At 72.0% G+C, this 21,728-nt stretch carries 25 protein-coding genes; 23 read left to right on the top strand and 2 right to left on the bottom strand.

Annotation, left to right across the window (positions count from 1 at the left end):
• The 21 genes from thrB to H0S66_RS00815 all read left to right on the top strand — a co-directional run bounded on the left by thrB (position 1) and on the right by H0S66_RS00815 (position 19,303).
• Complete coding sequence (thrB, locus tag H0S66_RS00915; RefSeq protein WP_179617072.1) at positions 1-912, top strand: homoserine kinase; 912 nt, start codon at positions 1-3, stop codon at positions 910-912.
• A 185-nt stretch (positions 913-1,097) separates the two neighbouring features.
• Positions 1,098-2,957, top strand: coding sequence for a transcription termination factor Rho (gene rho, locus H0S66_RS00910; protein ID WP_338037228.1), 1,860 nt, complete (start codon positions 1,098-1,100; stop codon positions 2,955-2,957).
• Positions 2,958-3,108: 151 nt separating this feature from the next.
• On the top strand, positions 3,109-3,480 hold the full coding sequence (locus H0S66_RS00905; RefSeq protein ID WP_179617071.1) for a response regulator transcription factor: 372 nt from the start codon (positions 3,109-3,111) through the stop codon (positions 3,478-3,480).
• Between the two features lie 14 nt (positions 3,481-3,494).
• Entirely contained in the window at positions 3,495-5,024 is a 1,530-nt protein-coding gene (locus H0S66_RS00900; protein WP_179617070.1) for an ATP-binding protein, read from the top strand.
• A gap of 130 nt (positions 5,025-5,154) precedes the next feature.
• On the top strand, positions 5,155-5,364 hold the full coding sequence (gene rpmE / locus H0S66_RS00895) for a 50S ribosomal protein L31 (protein ID WP_179617069.1): 210 nt from the start codon (positions 5,155-5,157) through the stop codon (positions 5,362-5,364).
• A gap of 109 nt (positions 5,365-5,473) precedes the next feature.
• Positions 5,474-6,547: a peptide chain release factor 1 gene (gene prfA / locus H0S66_RS00890; RefSeq protein ID WP_179617068.1), complete on the top strand. Its 1,074-nt coding sequence runs from the start codon at positions 5,474-5,476 to the stop codon at positions 6,545-6,547.
• Positions 6,548-7,390: a peptide chain release factor N(5)-glutamine methyltransferase gene (gene prmC, locus H0S66_RS00885; RefSeq protein WP_179617067.1), complete on the top strand. Its 843-nt coding sequence runs from the start codon at positions 6,548-6,550 to the stop codon at positions 7,388-7,390.
• Positions 7,387-8,064, top strand: coding sequence for an L-threonylcarbamoyladenylate synthase (locus tag H0S66_RS00880; RefSeq protein WP_246305190.1), 678 nt, complete (start codon positions 7,387-7,389; stop codon positions 8,062-8,064). Before prmC ends, H0S66_RS00880 begins: the two co-directional genes overlap by 4 nt.
• Positions 8,065-8,074: 10 nt before the next feature.
• The gene (locus H0S66_RS00875) at positions 8,075-9,220 is read left to right on the top strand and encodes a glycosyltransferase family 4 protein (protein ID WP_179617066.1); all 1,146 of its coding nucleotides are present in this window, start codon (positions 8,075-8,077) and stop codon (positions 9,218-9,220) included.
• A gap of 153 nt (positions 9,221-9,373) precedes the next feature.
• Positions 9,374-9,862 carry a hypothetical protein gene (locus H0S66_RS00870; RefSeq protein ID WP_179617065.1) on the top strand — a complete coding sequence of 163 codons (489 nt, stop codon included), beginning with the start codon at positions 9,374-9,376 and terminating at the stop codon, positions 9,860-9,862.
• Positions 9,863-9,889: 27 nt separating this feature from the next.
• Complete coding sequence (locus H0S66_RS00865; RefSeq protein ID WP_246305189.1) at positions 9,890-10,132, top strand: AtpZ/AtpI family protein; 243 nt, start codon at positions 9,890-9,892, stop codon at positions 10,130-10,132.
• 103 nt (positions 10,133-10,235) lie between these two features.
• Entirely contained in the window at positions 10,236-11,027 is a 792-nt protein-coding gene (gene atpB / locus H0S66_RS00860) for a F0F1 ATP synthase subunit A (protein ID WP_218876399.1), read from the top strand.
• Positions 11,028-11,148: 121 nt separating this feature from the next.
• The gene (locus H0S66_RS00855) at positions 11,149-11,355 is read left to right on the top strand and encodes an ATP synthase subunit c family protein (protein ID WP_219633601.1); all 207 of its coding nucleotides are present in this window, start codon (positions 11,149-11,151) and stop codon (positions 11,353-11,355) included.
• Between the two features lie 35 nt (positions 11,356-11,390).
• Positions 11,391-11,930 carry a F0F1 ATP synthase subunit B gene (locus tag H0S66_RS00850; RefSeq protein WP_179617064.1) on the top strand — a complete coding sequence of 180 codons (540 nt, stop codon included), beginning with the start codon at positions 11,391-11,393 and terminating at the stop codon, positions 11,928-11,930.
• Position 11,931: 1 nt separating this feature from the next.
• On the top strand, positions 11,932-12,750 hold the full coding sequence (locus H0S66_RS00845; protein ID WP_179617063.1) for a F0F1 ATP synthase subunit delta: 819 nt from the start codon (positions 11,932-11,934) through the stop codon (positions 12,748-12,750).
• Between the two features lie 50 nt (positions 12,751-12,800).
• On the top strand, positions 12,801-14,438 hold the full coding sequence (gene atpA, locus H0S66_RS00840) for a F0F1 ATP synthase subunit alpha (protein WP_179617062.1): 1,638 nt from the start codon (positions 12,801-12,803) through the stop codon (positions 14,436-14,438).
• Between the two features lie 2 nt (positions 14,439-14,440).
• A complete protein-coding gene (locus H0S66_RS00835) occupies positions 14,441-15,355 on the top strand; it encodes a F0F1 ATP synthase subunit gamma (RefSeq protein ID WP_179617061.1) in 915 nt (304 codons plus the stop codon).
• An 18-nt stretch (positions 15,356-15,373) separates the two neighbouring features.
• A complete protein-coding gene (gene atpD, locus H0S66_RS00830) occupies positions 15,374-16,828 on the top strand; it encodes a F0F1 ATP synthase subunit beta (protein WP_179617060.1) in 1,455 nt (484 codons plus the stop codon).
• The gene (locus H0S66_RS00825) at positions 16,828-17,226 is read left to right on the top strand and encodes a F0F1 ATP synthase subunit epsilon (protein ID WP_179617059.1); all 399 of its coding nucleotides are present in this window, start codon (positions 16,828-16,830) and stop codon (positions 17,224-17,226) included. The genes atpD and H0S66_RS00825 overlap by 1 nt, the downstream gene beginning before the upstream one ends.
• A 77-nt stretch (positions 17,227-17,303) precedes the next feature.
• Positions 17,304-17,750 carry a DUF2550 domain-containing protein gene (locus H0S66_RS00820; protein ID WP_179617058.1) on the top strand — a complete coding sequence of 149 codons (447 nt, stop codon included), beginning with the start codon at positions 17,304-17,306 and terminating at the stop codon, positions 17,748-17,750.
• 338 nt (positions 17,751-18,088) lie between these two features.
• On the top strand, positions 18,089-19,303 hold the full coding sequence (locus H0S66_RS00815) for an MFS transporter (RefSeq protein WP_179617057.1): 1,215 nt from the start codon (positions 18,089-18,091) through the stop codon (positions 19,301-19,303).
• Between the two features lie 9 nt (positions 19,304-19,312).
• On the opposite strand, the gene H0S66_RS00810 is transcribed toward H0S66_RS00815, so the two are convergent.
• Positions 19,313-20,074: a hypothetical protein gene (locus H0S66_RS00810; protein ID WP_179617056.1), complete on the bottom strand. Its 762-nt coding sequence runs from the start codon at positions 20,072-20,074 to the stop codon at positions 19,313-19,315.
• Positions 20,075-20,084: 10 nt separating this feature from the next.
• Positions 20,085-20,657 carry a cob(I)yrinic acid a,c-diamide adenosyltransferase gene (locus H0S66_RS00805; RefSeq protein WP_179617055.1) on the bottom strand — a complete coding sequence of 191 codons (573 nt, stop codon included), beginning with the start codon at positions 20,655-20,657 and terminating at the stop codon, positions 20,085-20,087.
• A 58-nt stretch (positions 20,658-20,715) separates the two neighbouring features.
• Here H0S66_RS00805 and H0S66_RS00800 point away from each other — a divergent pair, with 58 nt between their 5' ends.
• Positions 20,716-21,342: a hypothetical protein gene (locus H0S66_RS00800; RefSeq protein ID WP_179617054.1), complete on the top strand. Its 627-nt coding sequence runs from the start codon at positions 20,716-20,718 to the stop codon at positions 21,340-21,342.
• A 60-nt stretch (positions 21,343-21,402) separates the two neighbouring features.
• Positions 21,403-21,711 carry an STAS domain-containing protein gene (locus H0S66_RS00795; protein ID WP_179617053.1) on the top strand — a complete coding sequence of 103 codons (309 nt, stop codon included), beginning with the start codon at positions 21,403-21,405 and terminating at the stop codon, positions 21,709-21,711.
• The last annotated feature ends 17 nt before the right edge of the window (positions 21,712-21,728 follow it).

Here is a 21,728-nt window from a genome sequence, read left to right as displayed (position 1 = left end):
ATGACCTCCTTCGTCACCGGGCCGGTCCGGGTCTCCGTGCCGGCCACCTCGGCCAACCTCGGCCCCGGCTTCGACTCGATGGGCCTGGCGCTCGACCTGCGCGACGAGCTCGAGGCCGAGGTCGTCGGCGACGGGGTCGAGGTGCTCGTCGAGGGCGCCGGGGCCGACGACGTGCCGCGCGACGCCACGCACCTGGTGGTGCGCGCGATGCAGGCGGCCTTCGACGCCATGGGGGTGCGCCCGGCCGGCCTGAGGCTGCGCTGCCACAACGTCATCCCGCACGCCCGCGGGCTCGGCTCCTCCTCGGCCGCGATCGTCGCCGGGGTCACCCTGGGGCGCGCCCTGGTCGCCGGCGGCGGGCTGCTGCTCGACGACGAGGCGGTGCTGGACCTGTGCGCAGCCATGGAGGGGCACCCCGACAACGTCGCCCCGGCCCAGCTGGGCGGGTTCGTCGTCGCGGGCAGCGAGGACGACGGCGGCTTCTACGCGGTGCGCTGCCCGGTCGACCCGCGGGTGGGTGCGGTCGTGATGGTGCCGCCGACCCCGGTCTCGACCGAGGCCGCCCGGGGCCTGCTGCCGGCGAGCGTGCCGCACGCCGACGCGGCCGCCGACGCCGGGCGCGCGGCCCTGCTGGTCGCCGCGCTGGCCGGGCAGCCCGAGCAGCTGCTGCGCGCCACCCGTGACTACCTGCACCAGGACTACCGCCGCCCGGCCATGCCCGAGTCGCTCGCACTCGTCGACGAGCTGCGCGCCGACGGCGTGGCCGCCGTCGTCTCCGGGGCCGGGCCCACGGTGCTGGCCTTCTGCGACGGCCCGGGCACCGCGCTGACGGCGTCGCTGCTGGAGCGCTGCCCCGCGGGGTGGTGGTCGTCGTACCTCGCGGTCGACACCGACGGCGTACGGGTGCTGTGAGGCGACCGGTGGAGCCGCACCGGCGCCGGCCGGTGCTACTGTGGCGCCGCGCCGACGACCAGCTCTTCCGGCGTGCACCCGCGATCTGTGCGGTGCGTCCCCTCACCGCCGTGCGGTGCGCGGACCAGTGACCAGCAGCCTCCGGCCCGCGCCGGTCGGCTCCGTGAGACGTCGATAGGACCCACGTGACGCAAGACTCCGTCCCCGCCACCGAGGCCAGCACGCCGAAGAAGCGCTCCGGGGGGCTCAACGGGATGCTCATCGCCGACCTCAAGTCGCTGGCCGGGGGCCTGGGCATCTCGGGCGCCGGTTCGATGAAGAAGGCCCAGCTGGTCGAGGCCATCAAGGCTGCCCAGTCGTCGGGCAAGTCCTCGACCGAGTCGTCGGAGCCGGCCGGGACCCCGGCCGGGGCGACCCGCACGACCACGACCACGACCACGCGGCAGCGCACCCGCTCGCGCGCCGAGCAGCCGGCCCCGGAGCCGGTGCAGGAGCCGGCCCCGCAGCAGGGGCAGCCGCGCCGCCAGCCCAAGGACCAGCAGCCCAAGGACCAGCAGCCCAAGGACCAGCAGGCCAAGGACCAGGGCAGGTCGCGCGAGCAGCAGGGTCGTGGCCAGCAGGAGAACAAGCAGGACAAGCAGCAGCAGTCCCAGCAGGACAAGCAGGACAAGCAGCAGGAGAACAAGCAGCAGCAGTCCCAGCAGGACAAGCAGCAGAACCAGGGCAAGCAGCAGAACCAGAACCAGCAGAACCAGAACCAGAACCAGCAGGACCAGGGCGACGACGACGGTGACGGCCGCGGCCGCAGCCGGCGCCGGCGTGGGCGTGACCGCGACCGGGGTCGCACCACGGGCGGCGGAGGCGGCGGCGGGGGCCGCAACGAGCCCGACACCACCGTGCTCGAGGACGACGTCCTGGTGCCGGCCGCGGGCATCCTCGACGTCCTCGACAACTACGCCTTCGTGCGCACCAGCGGCTACCTGCCGGGCGCCGACGACGTCTACGTGTCGCTGTCGATGGTCCGCAAGTTCGGGCTGCGCCGCGGTGACGCCGTGGTGGGGCAGGTGCGCCAGCCCCGTGAGGGCGAGCGCAAGGAGAAGTTCAACCCGATGGTGCGCATCGAGAGCGTCAACGGGGCGGACCCCGAGGCCGCCCGCACCCGGGTCGAGTTCGAGAAGATGACGCCCCTGCACCCCTCGGAGCGGCTGCGCCTCGAGAAGGGTCCCGACGACCTCATCGGGCGCACCATCGACCTGGTGGCCCCCATCGGCAAGGGCCAGCGTGGCCTGATCAGCTCGCCCGCCCACGCCGGCAAGACCGCCGTGCTGCAGGCCGTCGCCGCGTCGCTGAGCGCCAACAACCCCGAGTGCCACCTGATGGTGGTGCTGGTCGACGAGCGGCCCGAGGAGGTCACCGACTACGAGCGCTCGGTCAAGGGCGAGGTCATCTCCTCGACCTTCGACCGCCAGCCCTCCGACCACACCGTGGTGGCCGAGCTGGCCATCGAGCGCGCCAAGCGGCTGGTCGAGCTCGGCCACGACGTCGTCGTGCTCCTCGACGGCATCACCCGCCTGGGTCGCGCCTACCACCTGGCCGGCACCGGCAACGGCCGCGTGCTCTCGGGCGGGGTCGACTCGACCGCGCTGCACCCGCCGAAGCAGTTCTTCGGTGCCGCGCGCAACATCGAGAACGGCGGGTCGCTGACGGTCCTCGCGACGGCGACCGTCGAGAGCGGCTCCAAGGTCGACGAGGTGATCTTCGAGGAGCTCACCGGCACCGCCAACATGGAGCTGCGGCTGGCGCGCGAGGCGGCCCAGCAGCGGGTCTTCCCCGCTGTCGACGTGGCCCGCTCGGGCACCCGCCACACCGAGCTGCTGCTGGGGGAGGGCGAGCTGCCGGTCGTGCAGTCGCTGCTCGACTCGCTGGCCGGCCAGGGGGTCGTGGAGGCGGTGCGCGAGCTGCGCGAGCGGCTGACGAGCACCCAGACCAACTACGAGATGCTCAGCGCCTTCCAGCGCTCGCCGCGCCGCGCCGCGCGCGGCTGAGCAGAACCGGCGCCCCCGGGCGGGGAGCCGACACCTTTATCGGCGGTGTGCCCATCGTCGCGACAGCGATGTGGATACGCTGTCACCCACATGCTGGCGGCTCTCCTCGGGAGGCCGGAGGGTCAGCCGGAGAGAGAGGAAGCCTCGTACCGTGGCACGCATCCTGGTCGCTGACGACGACGTCGACATCCGAGAGCTGGTGGAGTTCAAGCTCTCCACCCTGGGCCACGAGATCACCGCGGTGGCCGACGGCGCCGCAGCGGTCGAGGCCTGCCAGGCGGCGCGTCCCGACCTGGCCGTGCTCGACGTGATGATGCCGGGGGTCTCGGGGCTCGAGGCGATCCGGGCCATCCGTGCCGACCCGGGGCTGGCCGACCTGCCGGTCATCCTGCTCACCGCGCGCGCCCAGGAGTCCGACGTCGAGTCGGGCTTCGACTCCGGTGCCGACGACTACATCACCAAGCCCTTCAGCCCACGCGAGCTCGCTGCTCGGGTCGAGGCGCTGCTGTCGCGGTCGGTCTGAGCGGCCAGGACCCGGTGGTCGTCGCCGAGAGCGCGAGCCCGCGCACCGTCGCCCGGACGGTCACCCCGGCGCTGCACCGCCTGGCGGTGCTGCTCGGGGTGCTGGCGCTGATCGCCATCCTGGGTGTGGTGCTCTCCACGCGCGCGGTCGACGACCTCACCGAGGGGCTCCAGCCGGCCTCCGTGGCCAACCAGTCGGTGCTGCAGGACCTCACCGACCTGGAGTCGGCTGTCGGAGCGTGGGCGCGCAGCGGTGATCCCGGCGCCCTCGACGACTACCAGCAGGCGCTCGCCCGCCTGCCGGGCCACCAGCAGGTCGTGGAGCAGTACGCCGCCGACGACGCGCGGCTGCTGGGCCTGGTGCAGCAGCAGCGAGCCGCGGCGGAGCGCTGGCTCGACGACTACGCCCAGCCCCGGGTCCGGGCCCCGGGTGGCGCCGAGACCTTCCGGATGGCTCGCTACCGCAACGGCCAGCGCCTCTTCGAGCAGGTGCGGGCCGCCCACCAGGAGACCTCCGGGCTCTTCGGCAGCCGGGTGCGCGAGGCGAGCGCCGACGCGACGTGGCGGCTGCGGGCCACCATCGCCTCGGTAGCGGTGCTGACGCTGCTGGGCTGGCTGGTCGTCGGTCGCTCGCGCCGCCGGCTGCTGGCCGAGGTGTCGCGTCCGCTGGTGGCCCTCGAGGCCGTGGTGCACCAGATGGCCAAGGACCCCTCGGCGCGAGCCCGCCTCGACGGCCCGCGCGAGGTGCGCTCGGTGGCGCTGGCCCTCAACGAGCTGGCCGACGCCCAGTCGCGGGCGCGCGCGGTGGAGCAGAAGGTGACCGAGGAGCTGCGGGTGCTCGACACCGCCCGTGACGACTTCGTCTCCAACGTCTCCCACGAGCTGCGGACCCCGTTGACCACGATCCACGGCTACCTCGAGATGGTGGCCGAGGAGTTCGAGGACACCATGACGCCGCGCCACGAGCGCATCCTCGAGGCGAGCCGGCGCAACGTGGCGCGGCTCAAGACGTTGATCGACGACCTGCTGACGCTGTCGAAGGCCGAGAACCGGACGACCACGCTGGAGTCGGTCGACCTGGTGCCGCTGGTGCGCGACGCCGTCACCGACGTCTCCATCACCGCCTCGGGCCGGGGCATCTCGCTCGAGCAGGACCTCGGCGCCGCACCCGTGATGGTGCTGGCCGACCGTCCGATGCTGGGCCGGGCCTTCCTCAACGTGCTGAGCAACGCGGTGAAGTTCAGCCTCGACCAGGGCCGTGTCTCGGTGTCGCTGTCCGTCGAGGAGTCCGACGACGGCGCGACGGCCGTCGTGGCGGTGCGCGACCGGGGCATCGGCATCCCCGCCGCCGAGCTCGAGCGGCTGGGCAGCCGCTTCTTCCGGGCTTCCAACGCGGTGACCAACGAGATCGCCGGCACCGGCCTGGGGCTGCGCATCGTGCAGACCATCGTCGACAAGCACGGCGGCGACGTGCGCATCGACTCCGAGGAGGGCCGCGGCACCCGGGTGGTGCTGCGCCTCCCGGTGCAGACCGGTCCGTCGTAGCCCCGGCTAGCACGGAATTGGAAGGTGCCGCCGTTGGTTGGCACAATACGACCGGCTCCGGTTCACGTCACCGCACCGCACCCGCGGACACCACGGCGGCGACCCGGCGGCCCCGACGAAAGAGGGAAGCATGAAGAAGGACATCCACCCGGAGTACACCGAGACCCAGGTGACCTGCACCTGCGGCAGCACTTTCACCACCCGCAGCACCGCGACCTCCGGCACCATGCGTGCCGACGTCTGCTCGCAGTGCCACCCGTTCTACACCGGCAAGCAGAAGATCCTCGACACCGGCGGCCGCGTGGCCCGCTTCGAGGCCCGCTACGCCAAGAAGAAGTAGCACCCTGACGAGCGCCGGTCCACCGCCCAGCAGCGGTGGACCGGCGCTCGTCATTTGTCCCAGCCGTCGTAGGCCCGCCCACCCCAGCCAGCCGCACAGGAGCCCACCGATGTTCGAGGCCGTCGAGAGCATGCTCGGGGAGCACGCCGAGCTCGAGGCGCGGCTGGCCGAGCCGGAGACGCACGCCGACGCGCGCCTGGCCAAGCGGCTCAACCGTCGCTACTCCGAGCTGTCCGCGGTGATCCGCACCTGGCGCGAGTGGCAGCGCCTCGGCGAGGACGCCGGTGCGGCCCGCGAGCTGGCGGGGGAGGACCCGTCGTTCGCCGAGGAGGCGGTCGAGCTCGACGCGCGCCGCGAGGAGGCTGCCGAGCGGCTGCGGCGCCTGCTGGTGCCGCGCGACGAGGCCGACGACAAGGACGCCCTGCTCGAGGTGAAGTCGGGGGAGGGCGGCGAGGAGTCGGCCCTCTTCGCCGGCGACCTGCTGCGGATGTACACCCGCTACGCCGAGCGCCACGGGTGGGCGGTGGAGATCCTCGACGCCACCGAGTCCGACCTGGGCGGCTACAAGTCGGTGACCGTGGCGGTCAAGGCCAAGGGCACGCCCGAGCCCGGTGAGGCGCCGTACGCGAGGCTGCGCTTCGAGGGCGGGGTGCACCGGGTCCAGCGGGTGCCGGTGACCGAGTCGCAGGGCCGGGTGCACACCAGCGCCGCGGGGGTGCTGGTGCTGCCCGAGGCCGAGCAGGTCGACGTCAGCATCGACGAGAACGACCTGCGCATCGACGTCTTCCGCTCCAGCGGGCCCGGTGGGCAGAGCGTCAACACCACCGACTCGGCGGTGCGCATCACGCACGTGCCGACGGGCATGGTGGCCAGCTGCCAGAACGAGAAGAGCCAGCTGCAGAACAAGGAGCAGGCGATGCGCATCCTGCGCGCCCGCCTGCTGGCCGCCGCCCAGGAGGCCGCCGACGCCGAGGCCAGCGACGCCCGGCGCAGCCAGGTGCGCACCGTGGACCGCTCCGAGCGGATCCGCACCTACAACTACCCCGAGAACCGCATCTCCGACCACCGCACCGGCTACAAGTCCTACAACCTCGACCAGGTGCTCGACGGGGAGCTCGGTCCGGTGCTGCAGTCGTGCATCGACACCGACATGGCCGCGCGCCTCGCGGCGCTGGAGGACTGAGTGCCTGCGCGCCGGGCCGTCCTGGCCTCGGCCGTCGAGCGGCTGCGCGCCGCCGGGGTCGCCAGCCCCGAGCACGACGCGGCCGAGCTGCTGGCCCACGTGCTCGGCACCGACCGCGGCCGGCTGGTGCTGGTCGACGAGGTCGAGCCCCGGGCCGTGACGTCGTACGACGCCCTGGTGGCGCGGCGCGCGAGCCGCGAGCCGCTGCAGCACCTCACCGGCAGCGCCTGGTTCCGCCACGTCGAGCTGGCCGTGGGGCCGGGCGTGTTCGTGCCCCGGCCCGAGACCGAGCTGCTGGCCGGCTGGGCCGTCGAGCAGGCCCTGGCCCTCGACGAGCCGGTCGTCGTCGACCTGTGCACCGGCTCGGGGGCGGTCGCCAAGGCGGTGGCGCACGAGGTGCCGCACGCGCACGTGCACGCCGTCGAGCTCGATCCCGACGCGCACGCCTGGGCTGAGCGCAACCTGGCCGGCACCGGGGTCGACCTGCGCCTCGGCGACATGGCCACCGAGCTCGAGGAGCTGGTCGGCACGGTCGACGTGGTCGTCTGCAACCCGCCCTACGTGCCGCTGGAGGCCTGGGAGTCGGTCTCGCCCGAGGCCCGCGACCACGACCCCCACCTGGCGCTCTTCTCCGGCCAGGACGGCCTCGACGCGCTGCGGGTGCTGGAGCGCCGGGCCGCGGTGCTGCTGCGGCCCGGGGGAGTGCTGGGAGCCGAGCACGCCGACGTGCAGGGTGCCTCGGCGCCCGAGGTGCTCAGCCGCACGGGACGCTGGCGCGACGTGCGCGACCACCACGACCTGGCAGGGCGTGCGCGCTTCGTGACGGCCAGGCTGGCACGATGAGCCCCATGGAACGCCACGGGACCTCGACACCCGAGGAGCGCGAGAAGGCGCTCGACGCCGCCAGCCTGGCGATCCAGCGCGGCGGCCTCGTCGTGCTGCCGACCGACACGGTCTACGGCATCGGGGCCGACGCCTTCGACCCGGCCGCGGTGCGGGCCCTGCTGGAGGCGAAGGGGCGCGGTCGCGACATGCCGCCCCCGGTGCTGGTCAGCGCGGCGACCACGCTGGACGCCCTCACGGTGCGGGTGCCCGGCTACGCGCGGGCGCTGGTCGAGGCGTTCTGGCCGGGTCCGCTCACGATCGTGTGCCACCAGCAGACCTCGCTGCAGTGGGACCTGGGCGACACCCGGGGCACCGTGGCGGTGCGGATGCCCGACCACGAGGTGACCCGCGAGCTCCTCGAGCGCACCGGCCCCCTGGCCGTGAGCTCGGCCAACCGCACGGGGCTCCCGGCCGCCACCGACGCCGACGCCGCCGAGGAGATGCTCGGCGAGCACGTCGACGTGATCGTCGACGCCGGCCCGAGCCCCCGCGGCGACGACGGGGCGCAGCCCTCGACGATCGTCGACGTGACCGGGCCGCAGGGACGCGTCCTGCGGGTCGGCGCGCTGTCGCTGGAGCAGCTCAACGCCGTCCTGGAGCCCCTCGGCGCGACCCTGACCGCCGAGGACTGAGCGGCCGAGCGTGCGCGAGTACATCCTGGTCTTCCTGGTCGCCGCGGCGGTCACCTACCTGCTGACGGTGATCGCCCGCGAGATCGCCCTGCGCACCGGCGCCGTGGCCCGCGTCCGCGACCGCGACGTGCACGCCGAGCCGATCCCCTACCTGGGCGGGCTGGCGATGCTGGGCGGCCTGGTCGCCGCCTACCTGGTGGCCAGGGAGCTGCCGTTCCTGTCGCTGAGCGGCCCGTTCGTCTTCCGCGACGCCGGCGTGGTGATCATCGCGGGTGCGCTGATCTGCGCCGTGGGGGTGCTCGACGACCTCTTCGAGCTCGACGCGCTGACCAAGCTCGGCGGGCAGCTGCTGGCGGCCGGCTTCCTGGTGGCCTTCGGGGTCCAGTTCTACTTCTTCACCGGTCCCGACGGCCAGGTCTTCTCGCTCGACCCGGCCCAGCGCGCCCTGCTGACCGGCTTCCTGGTGGTGGCGACCATCAACGCGGTCAACTTCGTCGACGGCCTCGACGGGCTCGCCGCGGGGGTGGTCGGCGTGGGCGCGCTGGCCTTCTTCGTCTTCTGCTACCAGCTCACCAGCCTCAACAACACCTCGCGGGCCACGACCGCGGCCCTGCTGGCGGTAGCGCTGGCGGGAGCGTGCGTGGGCTTCCTGCCCCACAACTTCAACCCCGCCAGGCTCTTCATGGGCGACTCGGGATCCATGCTGATCGGGCTGGTGCTCTCGGCCAGCGCCGTCACCCTGACCGGCCAGTTCGCCGGCTCCGAGCTCTCGCAGGGCGGCGCGGGGTCGCAGGCGAGCCTGGCGCCCACGCTGCTGCCGCTGCTGCTGCCGGTGACGATCCTGGTCGTGCCACTGCTCGACCTGGTCCTCGCGGTCGTGCGCCGCACCCGCGCCGGCCGCTCGCCGTTCGCGCCCGACAAGCAGCACCTGCACCACCGCCTGCTCGAGATCGGGCACTCGCAGCGCCGGGCGGTGCTGATCATGTGGATGTGGGCGGCCCTGGTCGCCTTCGGCACGGTGCTGGCCAGCCTGTACTCCGGACCCTGGGTGGTGGCCGCCCTGGTCGGGGGAGGCGCCCTGACCGTGGCCCTGACCTTCCTGCTGCCGGTGCTGCACCGCCCGGGCCACGCCGTGCCGGTCGGCCCCTCGCCCTGACCCGCGACGGACCCCGCGGACAACCCTCCGGACCGGCCTGGATCGTTCCACTTGCCGGGGCACGGACCCCTTGTGATAGTTTTCACGAGGTGCTGCGGCAGGGTCCGCGAGCACCGACTCGACCTCCGTCTGCCCCCCAGAGAACGGCCGCCGATGACCTCCGCGACGACCGCCACGCAGGACCGCCGCCCCGGCGCGGTCGCGCTGCACGGGGCCGTGGCGACGGCGGCGCTGGTGCCCGGCCTCCTGGTCGCGGGCGCCGGCCTGGTCCTCGCCGGCGGTGACGCCGCGGGCGCCGCGCTCATCGGGTCCCTGGCCGTCCTGGCCGTGCTGCTCTTCGGCTCGGTCACCGTCGACGTGGTCAGCGGCCTGATGCCGCACGCCTCGCTCATGGTGGCGCTGCTGACCTACACGCTCCAGCTGATGCTCGTGGTGGTCCTGCTGGTGACGCTGTCCCAGCAGCCGGCCTTCGCGGGGGTCGCTGAGCGACGCTGGCTCTTCGGCGGTCTGCTGGCCGTGGTGCTGGCGTGGATGGCCGGGCAGGTCACCGCCGCGGTGCGCGTGCGCATCCCGGTCTACGACCTGCGCACGCCGGTCCGCCCGGCGGCCGGCACCGAGCAGGACGCGGGTGACGCGACGTGACGCGCGACTGCTATCGTCCGGATCGCCATGGCGCCGAACGACCACGTCCCCGATCGCTCGAGCGAGCCGTCGACGGACCCCTGGGCCGCGTTCGGGTCGTTGGGCGCCGGTGTGCTCCTCTACGGGGGCCTCGGGTGGGCGGGGGACCGCTGGCTGGGAACCTCGTTCCTGCTGCCGGTGGGACTCGTGCTCGGCGCGGTGCTCGGCTTCTACGTGGTGATCGTCCGCTTCGGACGGGCACCCGAGAAGCCCGCGGAGCACGACGCGTGAGCAGCTCCGGCACGAACCCCGGCTCGTACCCCAGCACCACCAAGACCAGCAGCACCGGCACGATCTTCTGCACAGAATGCGACACGAAGGAGACAGGGCGTTGATGCTTGACACCGTTGCGGTGATCATGGCCGAGGGAGGCTTCACGCCACCCGGGCCGGCTGACTTCGACCTGCCGCCGATCGTCGGCGAGGTCACCAAGCCGATGGTGATGATCAGCCTGTCCGTGGTGCTGATCTTCGCGCTCTTCTACGCGATGTCGCGCAAGGCCGCCGTCGTCCCCGGGCGAATGCAGTTCGCGGGCGAGTTCGTCTACGGCGGCGTGCGCAACTCGATCGCTCGTGAGTCGATCGGCTCCGAGCACTTCATGAAGTTCGTGCCCTACCTCTTCGCGCTGTTCACCTTCGTCCTGGTGAACAACTACTTCGGCATGATCCCGATCGTGCAGTTCCCGACGTTCTCGCACTCGGGCTACGCCTACGGCCTCGCACTGCTCTCGTGGCTGCTCTACAACGGCGTCGGCATCTGGAAGCACGGCGCGCTGGGCTACCTCAAGCACGTCGCGGTGCCCGCCGGCGTCAGCGGCGTGATGCTGCTGCTGATCGTCCCCCTGGAGATCCTCTCCAACATCGTCGTGCGCCCCGTCACGCTCGCGCTGCGACTCTTCGCCAACATGTTCGCCGGCCACCTGCTGCTGATCCTCTTCGCCCTGGGCGGGGAGTACCTGCTGGTGGAGGCCTCGCCCTCGGTGCTCAACATCGTCGGCGGCGTCGGCGCCATCTTGATGTTCTTCCTCGTCAGCGCCCTCGAGCTGCTGGTGATGTTCCTGCAGGCCTACGTCTTCACGCTGCTCACCGCGATGTACGTCGCCGGTGCGGTCGCCGAGGAGCACTGAGCCGCACGCGCCCCGGCGCACCGTGCGGGCCCGCCCCGCACCCCCGATTCCCACAACTTCATATGGTCAACAAAGTCATGAGACTCCACGACGCGCCCTGCGTCACGACGAAAGGAAAGCTGTGACCGGCTCTCTCAACATGCTCGGCTACGGCGTCGCCACGATCGGTCCCGCGATCGCTGTGGGCCTGATCTTCGCTGCCTACATCAACGGTGTCGCCCGCCAGCCCGAGGCCCAGTCGCGCCTCCAGTCGATCGCGATCCTCGGCTTCGCGCTCGCCGAGGCCCTGGCGATCATCGGCATCGCGCTCGCCTTCGCCATCCAGTGACCTACGCCTCGGCGCCCTACCTCACGAGGTGATACATGTCTGAGTCCGTTCGGGCAGCGGAAGAGCTCAACCCGCTGATCCCGCACCTGTCCGAGATCATCCTCGGCGCAGTCTGGTTCCTCATCCTGCTCGGCCTGATCTGGAAGTTCGTCGTCCCGAACTTCGAGAAGGCCTACGCCGACCGCACCGCCGCCATCGAGGGCGGCCTCGCGGCGGCCGAGACCAAGCAGGCCGAGGCCGACGCCAAGCTCGCCGAGCTCGAGGCCCAGCTCGCGGACGCCCGCCACGAGGCGGCGCGCATCCGTGAGGAGGCACGCGAGCAGGGCGCTGCGATCGTCAGCGACCTGCGTGCGCAGGGGCAGGCCGAGCAGACCCGCATCGTCGAGGCCGGCAAGGCGCAGATCGAGGCGGAGCGCCAGCAGGCCGTCGCCTCGCTGCGTGCCGAGGTCGGATCGCTGGCCACCGGCCTGGCTGGTCGCATCGTCGGCGAGAGCCTGGAGGACGAGGCCCGTCAGGGCCGCGTCGTCGAGCGCTTCCTCGCCGACCTCGAGACCGGGACGCCGGGGGTCAACTGAGATGACCTCGGACTTCCGCGGAGCATCGGCCGACGCCGTCGCCACGCTGACCGGTGAGCTGGAGACCTCCGTCTCCGGCTCGCCGGAGGTCGCCGCGCAGGTCAGTCGCGACCTCTTCTCGGTCGCGACGACCCTGCGGGGCGAGGGTGCGCTGCGCCGTTTCGTCACCGACGCCTCGGTGGCCCCCGAGGCCCGTCAGGGCCTGGTGGGCCAGGTCGTCGGCGGCAAGGTGAGCGAGCAGGCCATGGGCCTGCTGCGCTCGGCGGTCAGCCGTCGCTGGACGGCCACCCGCGACCTCGCCGACGCCCTCGAGCACCTCAGCGTCGTGGCGCTGGTGCGCTCGGCCGGTGGCGAGGCCTCGCGCCTGGCCGACGAGATGTTCGCGTTCGGGCAGGCCGTCAAGACGACGCCCGCCCTGCGTGACGCCCTCTCCGACCCCGCCCGCTCGCACCAGGACAAGGCCCGCCTCGTCGAGGACCTCCTCGGCGACAAGGCCCTGCCCGCCACGACCAGCCTGGTCACCCAGGCGCTCGCCGGCACCTACCGCACGGTGGCGGTCGCGCTGGCCGAGTACCAGAAGGTCGCCGCCGCCGCCCAGCAGCAGGGCGTCGCCACGGTGCGGGTCGCTCGCGACCTGCCCGAGGACGAGCGCGCCCGGCTCGCCGGCGCCCTCGAGCGCCAGTACGGCCGTCCCGTCCACCTCAACGTGGTCGTCGACCCCGCCGTGATCGGTGGCATCCGGGTCGAGATCGGCGACGACGTCATCGACGGGACGATCTCCAGCCGTCTCGACGACGCCCGCCGCCGCCTCGTCGGCTGACCGCCCGCACCAACCCGACTTCGTAGAGACACAAGAGAGAAGGCACCAAGATGACGGAGCTCTCCATCCGTCCGGACGAGATCCGTGACGCGCTCGCCAAGTACGTCGCCGACTACCAGCCCGACGCGTCGAGCCGTGAAGAGGTCGGCTACGTCGCCTCCGCCGGTGACGGCATCGCCCGCGTCAGCGGCCTGCCGTCGGCGATGGCCAACGAGCTGCTGGAGTTCGAGGACGGCACCCGGGGCCTGGCCCTGAACCTCGACACCCGCGAGATCGGCGTCGTCATCCTGGGTGACTTCGACAAGATCGAGGAGGGTCAGACGGTGCGCCGCACCGGCGAGATCCTCTCGGTCCCGGTGGGCGACGGCTTCATGGGTCGCGTCGTCGACCCGCTCGGCAACCCCATCGACGGTCTCGGCGAGATCTCCTCCGCCGGCCGCCGCGCCCTGGAGCTGCAGGCCCCGACGGTCATGGACCGCAAGTCGGTGCACGAGCCGATGGCCACCGGCATCAAGGCGATCGACTCGCTGACCCCGATCGGGCGCGGCCAGCGTCAGCTGATCATCGGCGACCGCGCGACCGGCAAGACCACGATCGCGATCGACACGATCATCAACCAGAAGCAGAACTGGGACTCCGGCGACCCGACGAAGCAGGTGCGCTGCATCTACGTCGCGATCGGCCAGAAGGGCTCGACCATCGCCTCGGTGCGTGGCGCCCTCGAGGAGGCCGGCGCGCTGGAGTACACCACCATCGTGGCCTCGCCCGCCTCGGACTCCGCCGGCTTCAAGTACCTCGCCCCCTACACCGGCTCGGCCATCGGCCAGCAGTGGATGTACGACGGCAAGCACGTCCTGATCGTCTTCGACGACCTGACCAAGCAGGCCGAGGCCTACCGCGCCGTGTCGCTGCTGCTGCGTCGCCCGCCGGGCCGCGAGGCCTACCCCGGTGACGTCTTCTACCTGCACAGCCGGCTGCTCGAGCGCTGCGCGAAGCTCTCCGACGAGCTCGGCGCGGGCTCGATGACCGGTCTGCCGATCATCGAGACCAAGGCCAACGACGTCTCGGCGTTCATCCCGACCAACGTCATCTCGATCACCGACGGCCAGATCTTCCTGCAGTCGGACCTCTTCGCCGCCAACCAGCGCCCCGCCATCGACGTGGGTGTCTCGGTCTCGCGCGTGGGTGGTGCGGCGATGACCAAGGCCATGAAGAAGGTCACCGGCTCGCTCAAGGTCGACCTGGCGCAGTTCCGCGCCATGGAGGCGTTCGCGATGTTCGCCTCCGACCTCGACGCCGCCTCGCGCCAGCAGCTCGACCGCGGCCAGCGCCTGATGGCGCTGCTCAAGCAGCCGGCCTACTCGCCGTACCCGCTCGAGGACATGGTGGTCTCGATGTGGCTGGGCACCACCGGTCGTCTCGACCGCGTGCCCGTCGGCGACGTGATCCGCTTCGAGCAGGAGTTCATCGACTACGTGCGCCGCTCGCACGAGGGCATCCTGTCCTCGATCCGCGAGACGCAGAAGTTCGAGGACGAGGCCGGCCTGGAGAGCGCGTACGACTCCTTCCTCAACCAGTTCGAGACCTCCGACGGCGGCTCGATCAAGGTCGGCCACGAGGCCGAGGCCGAGGCGATGGAGGACGACGAGCTCGGCCAGGAGCAGATCGTCAAGCAGAAGCGGGGCTGACCATGGCCGTATCGCTGCGTGAGTACCGCGCGCGGATCAAGTCGACCGAGTCGATGAAGAAGATCACGCGCGCCATGGAGCTCATTGCTGCGTCCCGGATCGTCAAGGCGCAGCAGCGGGCACAGGCGGCAGCGCCGTACGCCCGTGAGCTGACCCGTGCGGTGTCGGCGGTGGCGACGTTCTCGGACGTCGACCACCCGCTGACCAAGGAGGAGGAGAACCCCAAGCGGGCCGCCGTCCTGATCGTGACGAGCGACCGTGGCCTGGCCGGGGCCTACTCCTCGAGCGTGCTCAAGGAGGCCGAGAGGCTTGCCGAGCGGCTGCGCGAGGAGGGCAAGGAGATCGACACCTTCATCGCGGGCCGCAAGGGCGAGGCGTACTACAAGTTCCGCCAGCGCCCCGTGGAGCAGACCTGGACCGGCTTCTCCGACCAGCCCTCGTACGACGTCGCGGCCGAGATCGGCGAGACGCTCATCGAGCGGTTCCTGCGCGAGCAGGGCGAGGAGGGTGACGTCGACGAGGTGCACGTGGTCTACACGCGCTTCGTGTCGATGCTGACCCAGGAGCCGACCGCGGTGCGGCTGCTGCCGCTCGAGGTCGTCGAGGGCGAGGAGGCCCCCGACGAGTCCGAGCTGCTGCCGCTCTACGAGTTCGAGCCCTCGCCCGAGGCCGTCCTGGACGGGCTGCTGCCGCAGTACGTGCAGTCGCGGATCTTCTTCTGCCTGCTGCAGGCGGCTGCCTCCGAGCTCGCCGCCCGCCAGAAGGCGATGAAGTCGGCCACCGACAACGCCGAAGAGCTCATCAAGAAGTACAAGCGGATCGCCAACCAGGCCCGCCAGGCCGGCATTACCCAGGAAATCAGCGAGATCGTCGGTGGCGTCAACGCGCTCGCCGACGCCAACGCCGGTGCCGAATAAGTGGAGTGAGTGAGAGACATGACTGCAACGCTTGAAGAGACCACCCAGGCCGGCGGGGCCAGCGTGGGCCGCATCGCCCGCGTCATCGGCCCGGTCGTCGACGTGGAGTTCCCCGTCGACAACATGCCCGAGATCTACAACAAGCTCACCGCCGAGGTCGTCCTCAACGGTGAGACCACGGTGCTGCCCCTCGAGGTGGCCCAGCACATCGGTGACGGCATGGTCCGCGCGATCTCGCTGAAGCCGACCGACGGCCTCGTCCGCGGCGGCCAGGTCGTCGACACCGGTGAGCCGATCATGGTGCCGGTGGGCGACGTGACGCTCGGCCGCGTGTTCAACGCGACCGGCGACGTGCTGAACCTCAGCGAGGGCGAGCAGCTCGCCGAGCACGAGCGGTGGGGCATCCACCGCAAGGCTCCGGCCTTCGACCAGCTCGAGTCGAAGACCCAGATGTTCGAGACCGGCATCAAGGTCATCGACCTGCTGACCCCCTACGTGCAGGGCGGCAAGATCGGCCTGTTCGGCGGCGCCGGCGTGGGCAAGACGGTGCTCATCCAGGAGATGATCGCCCGTGTGGCCAAGAACCACGGTGGTGTGTCGGTGTTCGCCGGTGTCGGCGAGCGCACCCGTGAGGGCAACGACCTCATCGTCGAGATGGAGGAGGCCGGCGTCCTCGGGCAGACCGCCCTCGTCTTCGGCCAGATGGACGAGCCGCCGGGCACCCGCCTGCGGGTCGCGCTCTCGGCGCTGACGATGGCGGAGTACTTCCGCGACGTGCAGAACCAGGACGTGCTGCTCTTCATCGACAACATCTTCCGCTTCACCCAGGCCGGCTCGGAGGTCTCGACCCTGCTGGGTCGGATGCCCTCGGCCGTGGGCTACCAGCCCAACCTGGCTGACGAGATGGGTGTGCTGCAGGAGCGGATCACCTCGACGCGAGGCAACTCGATCACCTCGATGCAGGCGATCTACGTCCCCGCCGACGACTACACCGACCCGGCGCCGGCCACCACGTTCGCGCACCTCGACGCGACGACCGAGCTGTCGCGCGAGATCGCCTCGCTGGGCATCTACCCGGCCGTGGACCCGCTGACCTCGACGTCGCGGATCCTCGACCCGCAGTACATCGGCAAGGAGCACTACGACTGCGCGATCCGCGTCAAGCAGATCCTGCAGCGCAACAAGGAGCTCCAGGACATCATCGCCATCCTCGGTGTCGACGAGCTGTCGGAGGAGGACAAGGTCATCGTGTCCCGCGCCCGCCGCATCCAGCGGTTCCTGTCGCAGAACACCTACGTGGCCAAGCAGTTCACCGGCATCGAGGGTTCGACCGTGCCGGTCGCCGACACGATCGAGGCGTTCAACAAGATCGCCGAGGGCGAGTACGACCACGTGGCCGAGCAGGCCTTCTTCATGTGCGGCGGTCTGGACGACGTCGAGAAGAAGTGGGCCGAGATCCAGAAGAACCTCTGATGGCGGACGACGTCGGCACCGGCCTGCAGGTCGAGCTCGTCGCCGCCGACCGGACCGTGTGGTCCGGCGAGGCGTCGATGGTCATCGCCCGCACGACGGAGGGTGACCTGGGCGTGCTGCCCGGTCACGCCCCGTTGCTGTCGCTGCTCACCGAGGCCGCTGTCGAGATCAGCGCGGTCGAGGGGGTCGTGCACGCGGCCGTCGACGGCGGGTTCCTCTCCGTCGCCGGTGACCGGGTCTCGATCCTGACCCAGCACGCCCTGCTGGCCGAGGAGATCAAGATCGACGAGGCGCACGCGGCGCTGGAGGCTGCCGAGGGCATGCCCACCGGCGACGAGCGTGAGCTGCACCTGCGTCGTGCGCAGGCGCGCATCCGGGCAGCCGAGAAGGCGGGCTGACCCCGCCTGCCAGGGTCCCGACCGTGCCGCTAAGGTGATGTCCTCAACGCGGTCGGGACTCAGGCAGGGGGACGTGGATGCCGGTGTGGCAGTGGCTGCTCGACGCAGCCGGTGTGCTCCTGGTGCTCGTCCTCCTCTACGGCCTCGCCCTGGTCGTGCGTCGTCGCGTCATCGCACGTGACGGCGGCACCTTCGAGCTCAGCCACCGCGTCCGGTCCGACAGGGCCGGGCGCGGTTGGCTTCTCGGCATCGGGCGCTACTCCGGCGAGCAGCTGGAGTGGTTCCGCATCTTCTCCCTCTCGCCCCGCCCCAAGCGCACCTGGCAGCGCACCGACCTCACCTACGAGCGCCGGCGCGCGACCGAGGGCCCCGAGCAGTCCTCGCTCTTCCCCGACCACGTGGTCATCGTGTGCCGCAGCGACGCGGGCGACGTCGAGCTGGCCATGAGCGCCTCCTCGCTGACCGGCTTCCAGTCGTGGCTGGAGGCCCGCCCCCCGGGCGCGGAGATGCCCGGCTCCCGCTGAGCTCCCCGCTTGCTGTACGCGGTGTGCTCACGGGGTTTCGGCGACGCTCGAGCCTTCGGCCCTCGCTGCTCAACCAACGATCCCGTTGGTCGAGCAGGGACGAGCGCCAGCGAGGAGCGTCGTCGAGACCCGGTGAGGACCGCGCCCGCCGTACGCCGTGTGGTTGCGGGGTTTCGACGACGCTCGAGCCTTCGGTTCTCGCTGCTCAACCAACGGCGCGGCCCTCGCTGCTCAACCAACGGCGCGGCCCTCGCTGCTCAACCAACGGTGGGGGCCTCGCTGCTGACGGGACTGCTCGTCGCTTGGTTGGTTGACCGGTCAACTGGCACCATGGCCGCATGCTCCGCACCGCTGACCGGGCCCTGGACGGGACCGACCCCACCCTCCGGCGCGCCCGCGACGCGGTGGCGCTCACGTTCGTCCTCAACGGGCTGGTCTTCGCCTCGCTGGTCTCGCGGTTGCCCGACGTGCGCGAGCGCCTGGCCCTGAGCAACGGGGCGCTGGGCCTGCTGCTGCTCGCGGTGGCGATCGGGTCGCTGGTGGCGCTGCCGAGCACCGGCCACGTCATCACCCGCATCGGGGCCGGCGCCACCGTGCGTCTGGGCGCCGGCCTCGACACCTGCGGCCTGGCGGTGGCCGCCGTCGGGGTCACCGCCGGTTCCCTGCCGCTCACGGCGGCGGGTCTGCTGGTGCACGGCACCGGCATCGGCGTCTGGGACGTCGCCATGAACGTCGAGGCCGCGGAGGTCGAGCGGCGGTTGGCCCGCACGATCATGCCGCGCTTCCACGCCGGCTGGAGCCTGGGCTCGATCCTCGGGGCGGGGGTCGGCGTGCTGGTCCTGGCGCTGGGGCTGCCCCTGCTGGCACACCTGCTGGCGGTCAGCGTCGTCGCGCTGGTGCTGGCCTGGGGGAGTGCAGCCCGTTTCTGGCCGGCGCAGCCCCCGGCCGCGGAGCCCCTCTCGCCGCTGGTGCGTCCCGTGCGTCGCTCGGCGTGGACCGAGCCGCGCACGCTCGCGATCGGGGTGATGGTGCTGTGCTTCGCGATGGTGGAGGGCACCGCCAACGACTGGCTGTCGCTGGCCCTCATCGACGGCTACGGCGTCGAGCAGTGGGTCGGGGTGGCCGGCTTCACGCTCTTCGTGGTGGCGATGACCGTGGGGCGGCTGGTGGGCCCCCTGCTCCTGGACCGGTGGGGGCGGGCCCCCGTGCTGCTCGGCTGTGCCGGGCTGGCGCTGCTGGGCGCGCTGCTGACCGCGCTGGGTGGCACGCTCGTGCTGGTCGCGCTGGGCATCCTGGTGTGGGGTCTGGGTGCCTCGCTGGGCTTCCCGGTCGGCATGAGCGCCGCCGCCGACGACCCGGAGGGGGCGGCGCTGCGGGTCTCGGTGGTCTCGACGATCGGCTACGGGGCGTTCCTGGCCGGGCCGCCGCTGCTGGGCCGGCTCGCCGACCGCATCGGCACCCTGGAGGTGCTCCTGGTCGTCGCCGCGCTCATGCTCCCGGCCGCGCTCAGCGTCGGGGCCACCCGGGTGCGCAGCGACGTCGTCGGGTCCTAGCCCTGGCGCCTACCCCTCGGTCAACGACACGAGCATCGTGACCACGGCCTCGACGTAGGCCTCGGCGCGGTCGGCATCGGCGGTCAGCGCCCCCACCGGGACGACGAGCACCACGTGCTCGGCGGCCTCGGCGTCGGGGTAGGCGCTCAGCGTGGCCTCGTCGGTGTCGCGCACCACGACGTGCAGCTCGAGGTCGGCGACGGCCTCGCGACGCCGGTGGAACTCGGGGTCGGCGGCGAGCCGGCTCAGCGCCTCGTGCCACTGCGGGTCGTCGGTCGGGATCCGGCCGAAGGAGGGGTCGTCGCCGACCACGCCGTCGAGCTCGGCGATCTCCGCGCCCCAGCTCGTCAGGACTCCCTCCGGCACCTGGGTGGAGCGCCACTGCAGGTGCAGCCCCAGCTGCTCGGCCCAGGTCTGGTCGCTGCCGCGGGGCCGGGACGGGTCCGGCTCGCCGAGCCCCACCACCAGCAGCTCCTCCGACTCGTGCGCCTGCCACTGCGCCGGGTCGAGCGGGCCGTCGAGCGTCAGCTCGCGTTCGTAGACCTCGCGCCCGGCCGCCACGACCGCCGCCGCGACCGGGTACGGGCTGTCGCAGGCGTGCGCGACGAGGGCCTCGCGGCGCGCCAGCAGCCGGTCGACGTGGTCGAGCACGGCGTCGGCGAAGGTCTCCTCCTCACCCGGGGCCAGCGCCGCCTCGATCAGCTGCACCGACTCCTCGTCGGCGGTGCCGTCGAGCAGGTCGATGAGCCGCCAGAACCGGTCGGGGGTCATCGTCGTCTCCTCAGCGCTCTCCGCCGGGCACCCACAGCACGTCGCCGCGCTCGCGGTTGGCGTGCCTGGCCAGGATGAACACGAGGTCGGAGAGGCGGTTGAGGTAGGTGATCGCGAGCGGGTTCATGCTCTCGCCGTGCTCGGCGTGCGCCGCCCACGCCGAGCGTTCCGCGCGGCGTACGACGGTGCGGGCGACGTGCAGGTGCGCGGCCCCGACCGTGCCGCCGGACAGGATGAACGAGCGCAGCTTCTCGAGCGGCTCGTTGTAGACGTCGCACCAGCCCTCGAGCCGGTCGACGTAGTCCTGGGTGATCCGCAGCGGCGGGTACTCGGGGTCGGGCACGACCGGGGTGCAGAAGTCGGCGCCCACGTCGAACAGGTCGTTCTGCACGTGCACGAGCACGGCGACGACCTCCTCCTCGAGGTCGCCCTGCGCGACCGCGAGGCCCAGGTGCGCGTTCGCCTCGTCGACGTCGGCGTAGGCCTGCAGCCGGGTGTCGGTCTTCGTCGTGACACTCATGTCGCCGAGCCGGGTCTCGCCGGCGTCGCCGGTGCGGGTGTAGATGCGCGTCAGGTTGACCATGGCTGAAGGGTAGCCACGGGTGGTCGCGGCGCCAGCGGGCCGTGCGTAGGTTCGCGTCGTGCGACGTGACTTCCTCTGGCCGCTGCTGCTGGGCCTGCCGGGCCTGAGCCTGGCCGTGGCCGGGCTCTTCCACCCGCACTCGCTGTCCTACGAGACCGCCTGGCGCTGGTACGCCCTGCACCTGCCGGGCCTGCTGGTCTTCCCGCTCGTGGGGCTGGCGCTGGCGGTCCTGGTGCGTGGGCGCAGCGACCCGCTGGCCTGGCTGGTGCGGGTCTCGGCCTACGTCTACGCGACCTTCTACACCGCGCTCGACGTCGTGAGCGGCATCGGAGCCGGCTGGGTCACCCACCAGCTGGGCCCCGACGTGCCCCGCCCGCCCGCGGTCAGCCAGATGTTCCGCATCGGCACGCCCCTGGGCGAGGTGGGCTCGTGGGCGCTGCTGGTCTGCGTCGTGCTGCTGCTGGCCGACCAGGTGGTGCGACGGGGGCCGCGGGCGCTGGCGGGGCTGCCGCTGCTGCCCGGCGCCTGGCTGGTCCACGCGGGCCACATCTTCGCCCCCGAGGGCGTCGCCGGGATGGCCCTGCTGGCCGTGGGCACCGCGGGTCTGGCCCTGGTCGGGGCGACACGCGAGAAAAGTGCCCGTTCGGTGCAACCATCCGGGCCGCTGACGCGTCAAGGTGGGTGAGGACGACCTCGCGGAGTCCCGTTCCATCGGGGGAGCGGGCCCGGCAGGGTGGGAGGGCACATGCAGATCAGCACCGACGGAGCGACCGTGAGACTGGTCGGCGACCTCGACGTGCGCAGCACGACCGAGGTGCGCACGGCGGTCTACGAGCACCTGGCCCACCACGAGCACGTCGTGGTCGACCTCAGCGCCGTCGAAGGCGCCGACGTGACCGCGCTGCGGGTGCTGGCCGTGGCCAGCCGGGCCGCCGACCTGCGCGGCGGCCACCTGACCCTGCGCGGGTGCGGCCCTGCCGTGCGTCGCCTGCTGCACCTGTCCCACCTGATCCGGGTCGTCGACGTCGACCGGCCCGCGCTCGGTGTCGGATAAGCCACACCGGAGGCGGT

Source organism: Nocardioides marinisabuli (assembly GCF_013466785.1).
In the GTDB taxonomy this organism is placed as follows: Bacteria; Actinomycetota; Actinomycetes; order Propionibacteriales; family Nocardioidaceae; genus Nocardioides; species Nocardioides marinisabuli.
The sequence above is the reverse complement of the archived record's forward strand: the minus strand, read 5'-3'. Positions and strand labels throughout refer to the sequence as shown.

Excerpts from the sequence above, each read along its gene's own strand:
- thrB (WP_179617072.1), top strand. The coding sequence starts at position 1 with ATGACCTCCTTCGTCACCGGGCCGGTCCGGGTCTCCGTGCCGGCCACC.
- H0S66_RS00805 (WP_179617055.1), bottom strand. The coding sequence starts at position 20,657 with ATGGTCAACCTGACGCGCATCTACACCCGCACCGGCGACGCCGGCGAG.
- rpmE (WP_179617069.1), top strand. The coding sequence starts at position 5,155 with ATGAAGAAGGACATCCACCCGGAGTACACCGAGACCCAGGTGACCTGC.
- H0S66_RS00880 (WP_246305190.1), top strand. The coding sequence starts at position 7,387 with ATGAGCCCCATGGAACGCCACGGGACCTCGACACCCGAGGAGCGCGAG.
- H0S66_RS00870 (WP_179617065.1), top strand. The coding sequence starts at position 9,374 with ATGACCTCCGCGACGACCGCCACGCAGGACCGCCGCCCCGGCGCGGTC.
- H0S66_RS00820 (WP_179617058.1), top strand. The coding sequence starts at position 17,304 with ATGCCGGTGTGGCAGTGGCTGCTCGACGCAGCCGGTGTGCTCCTGGTG.
- prfA (WP_179617068.1), top strand. The coding sequence starts at position 5,474 with ATGTTCGAGGCCGTCGAGAGCATGCTCGGGGAGCACGCCGAGCTCGAG.
- H0S66_RS00835 (WP_179617061.1), top strand. The coding sequence starts at position 14,441 with ATGGCCGTATCGCTGCGTGAGTACCGCGCGCGGATCAAGTCGACCGAG.
- atpD (WP_179617060.1), top strand. The coding sequence starts at position 15,374 with ATGACTGCAACGCTTGAAGAGACCACCCAGGCCGGCGGGGCCAGCGTG.
- H0S66_RS00850 (WP_179617064.1), top strand. The coding sequence starts at position 11,391 with ATGTCTGAGTCCGTTCGGGCAGCGGAAGAGCTCAACCCGCTGATCCCG.
- atpA (WP_179617062.1), top strand. The coding sequence starts at position 12,801 with ATGACGGAGCTCTCCATCCGTCCGGACGAGATCCGTGACGCGCTCGCC.
- H0S66_RS00810 (WP_179617056.1), bottom strand. The coding sequence starts at position 20,074 with ATGACCCCCGACCGGTTCTGGCGGCTCATCGACCTGCTCGACGGCACC.
- H0S66_RS00845 (WP_179617063.1), top strand. The coding sequence starts at position 11,932 with ATGACCTCGGACTTCCGCGGAGCATCGGCCGACGCCGTCGCCACGCTG.
- H0S66_RS00825 (WP_179617059.1), top strand. The coding sequence starts at position 16,828 with ATGGCGGACGACGTCGGCACCGGCCTGCAGGTCGAGCTCGTCGCCGCC.
- H0S66_RS00865 (WP_246305189.1), top strand. The coding sequence starts at position 9,890 with ATGGCGCCGAACGACCACGTCCCCGATCGCTCGAGCGAGCCGTCGACG.
- H0S66_RS00815 (WP_179617057.1), top strand. The coding sequence starts at position 18,089 with ATGCTCCGCACCGCTGACCGGGCCCTGGACGGGACCGACCCCACCCTC.
- atpB (WP_218876399.1), top strand. The coding sequence starts at position 10,236 with ATGCTTGACACCGTTGCGGTGATCATGGCCGAGGGAGGCTTCACGCCA.
- H0S66_RS00795 (WP_179617053.1), top strand. The coding sequence starts at position 21,403 with ATGCAGATCAGCACCGACGGAGCGACCGTGAGACTGGTCGGCGACCTC.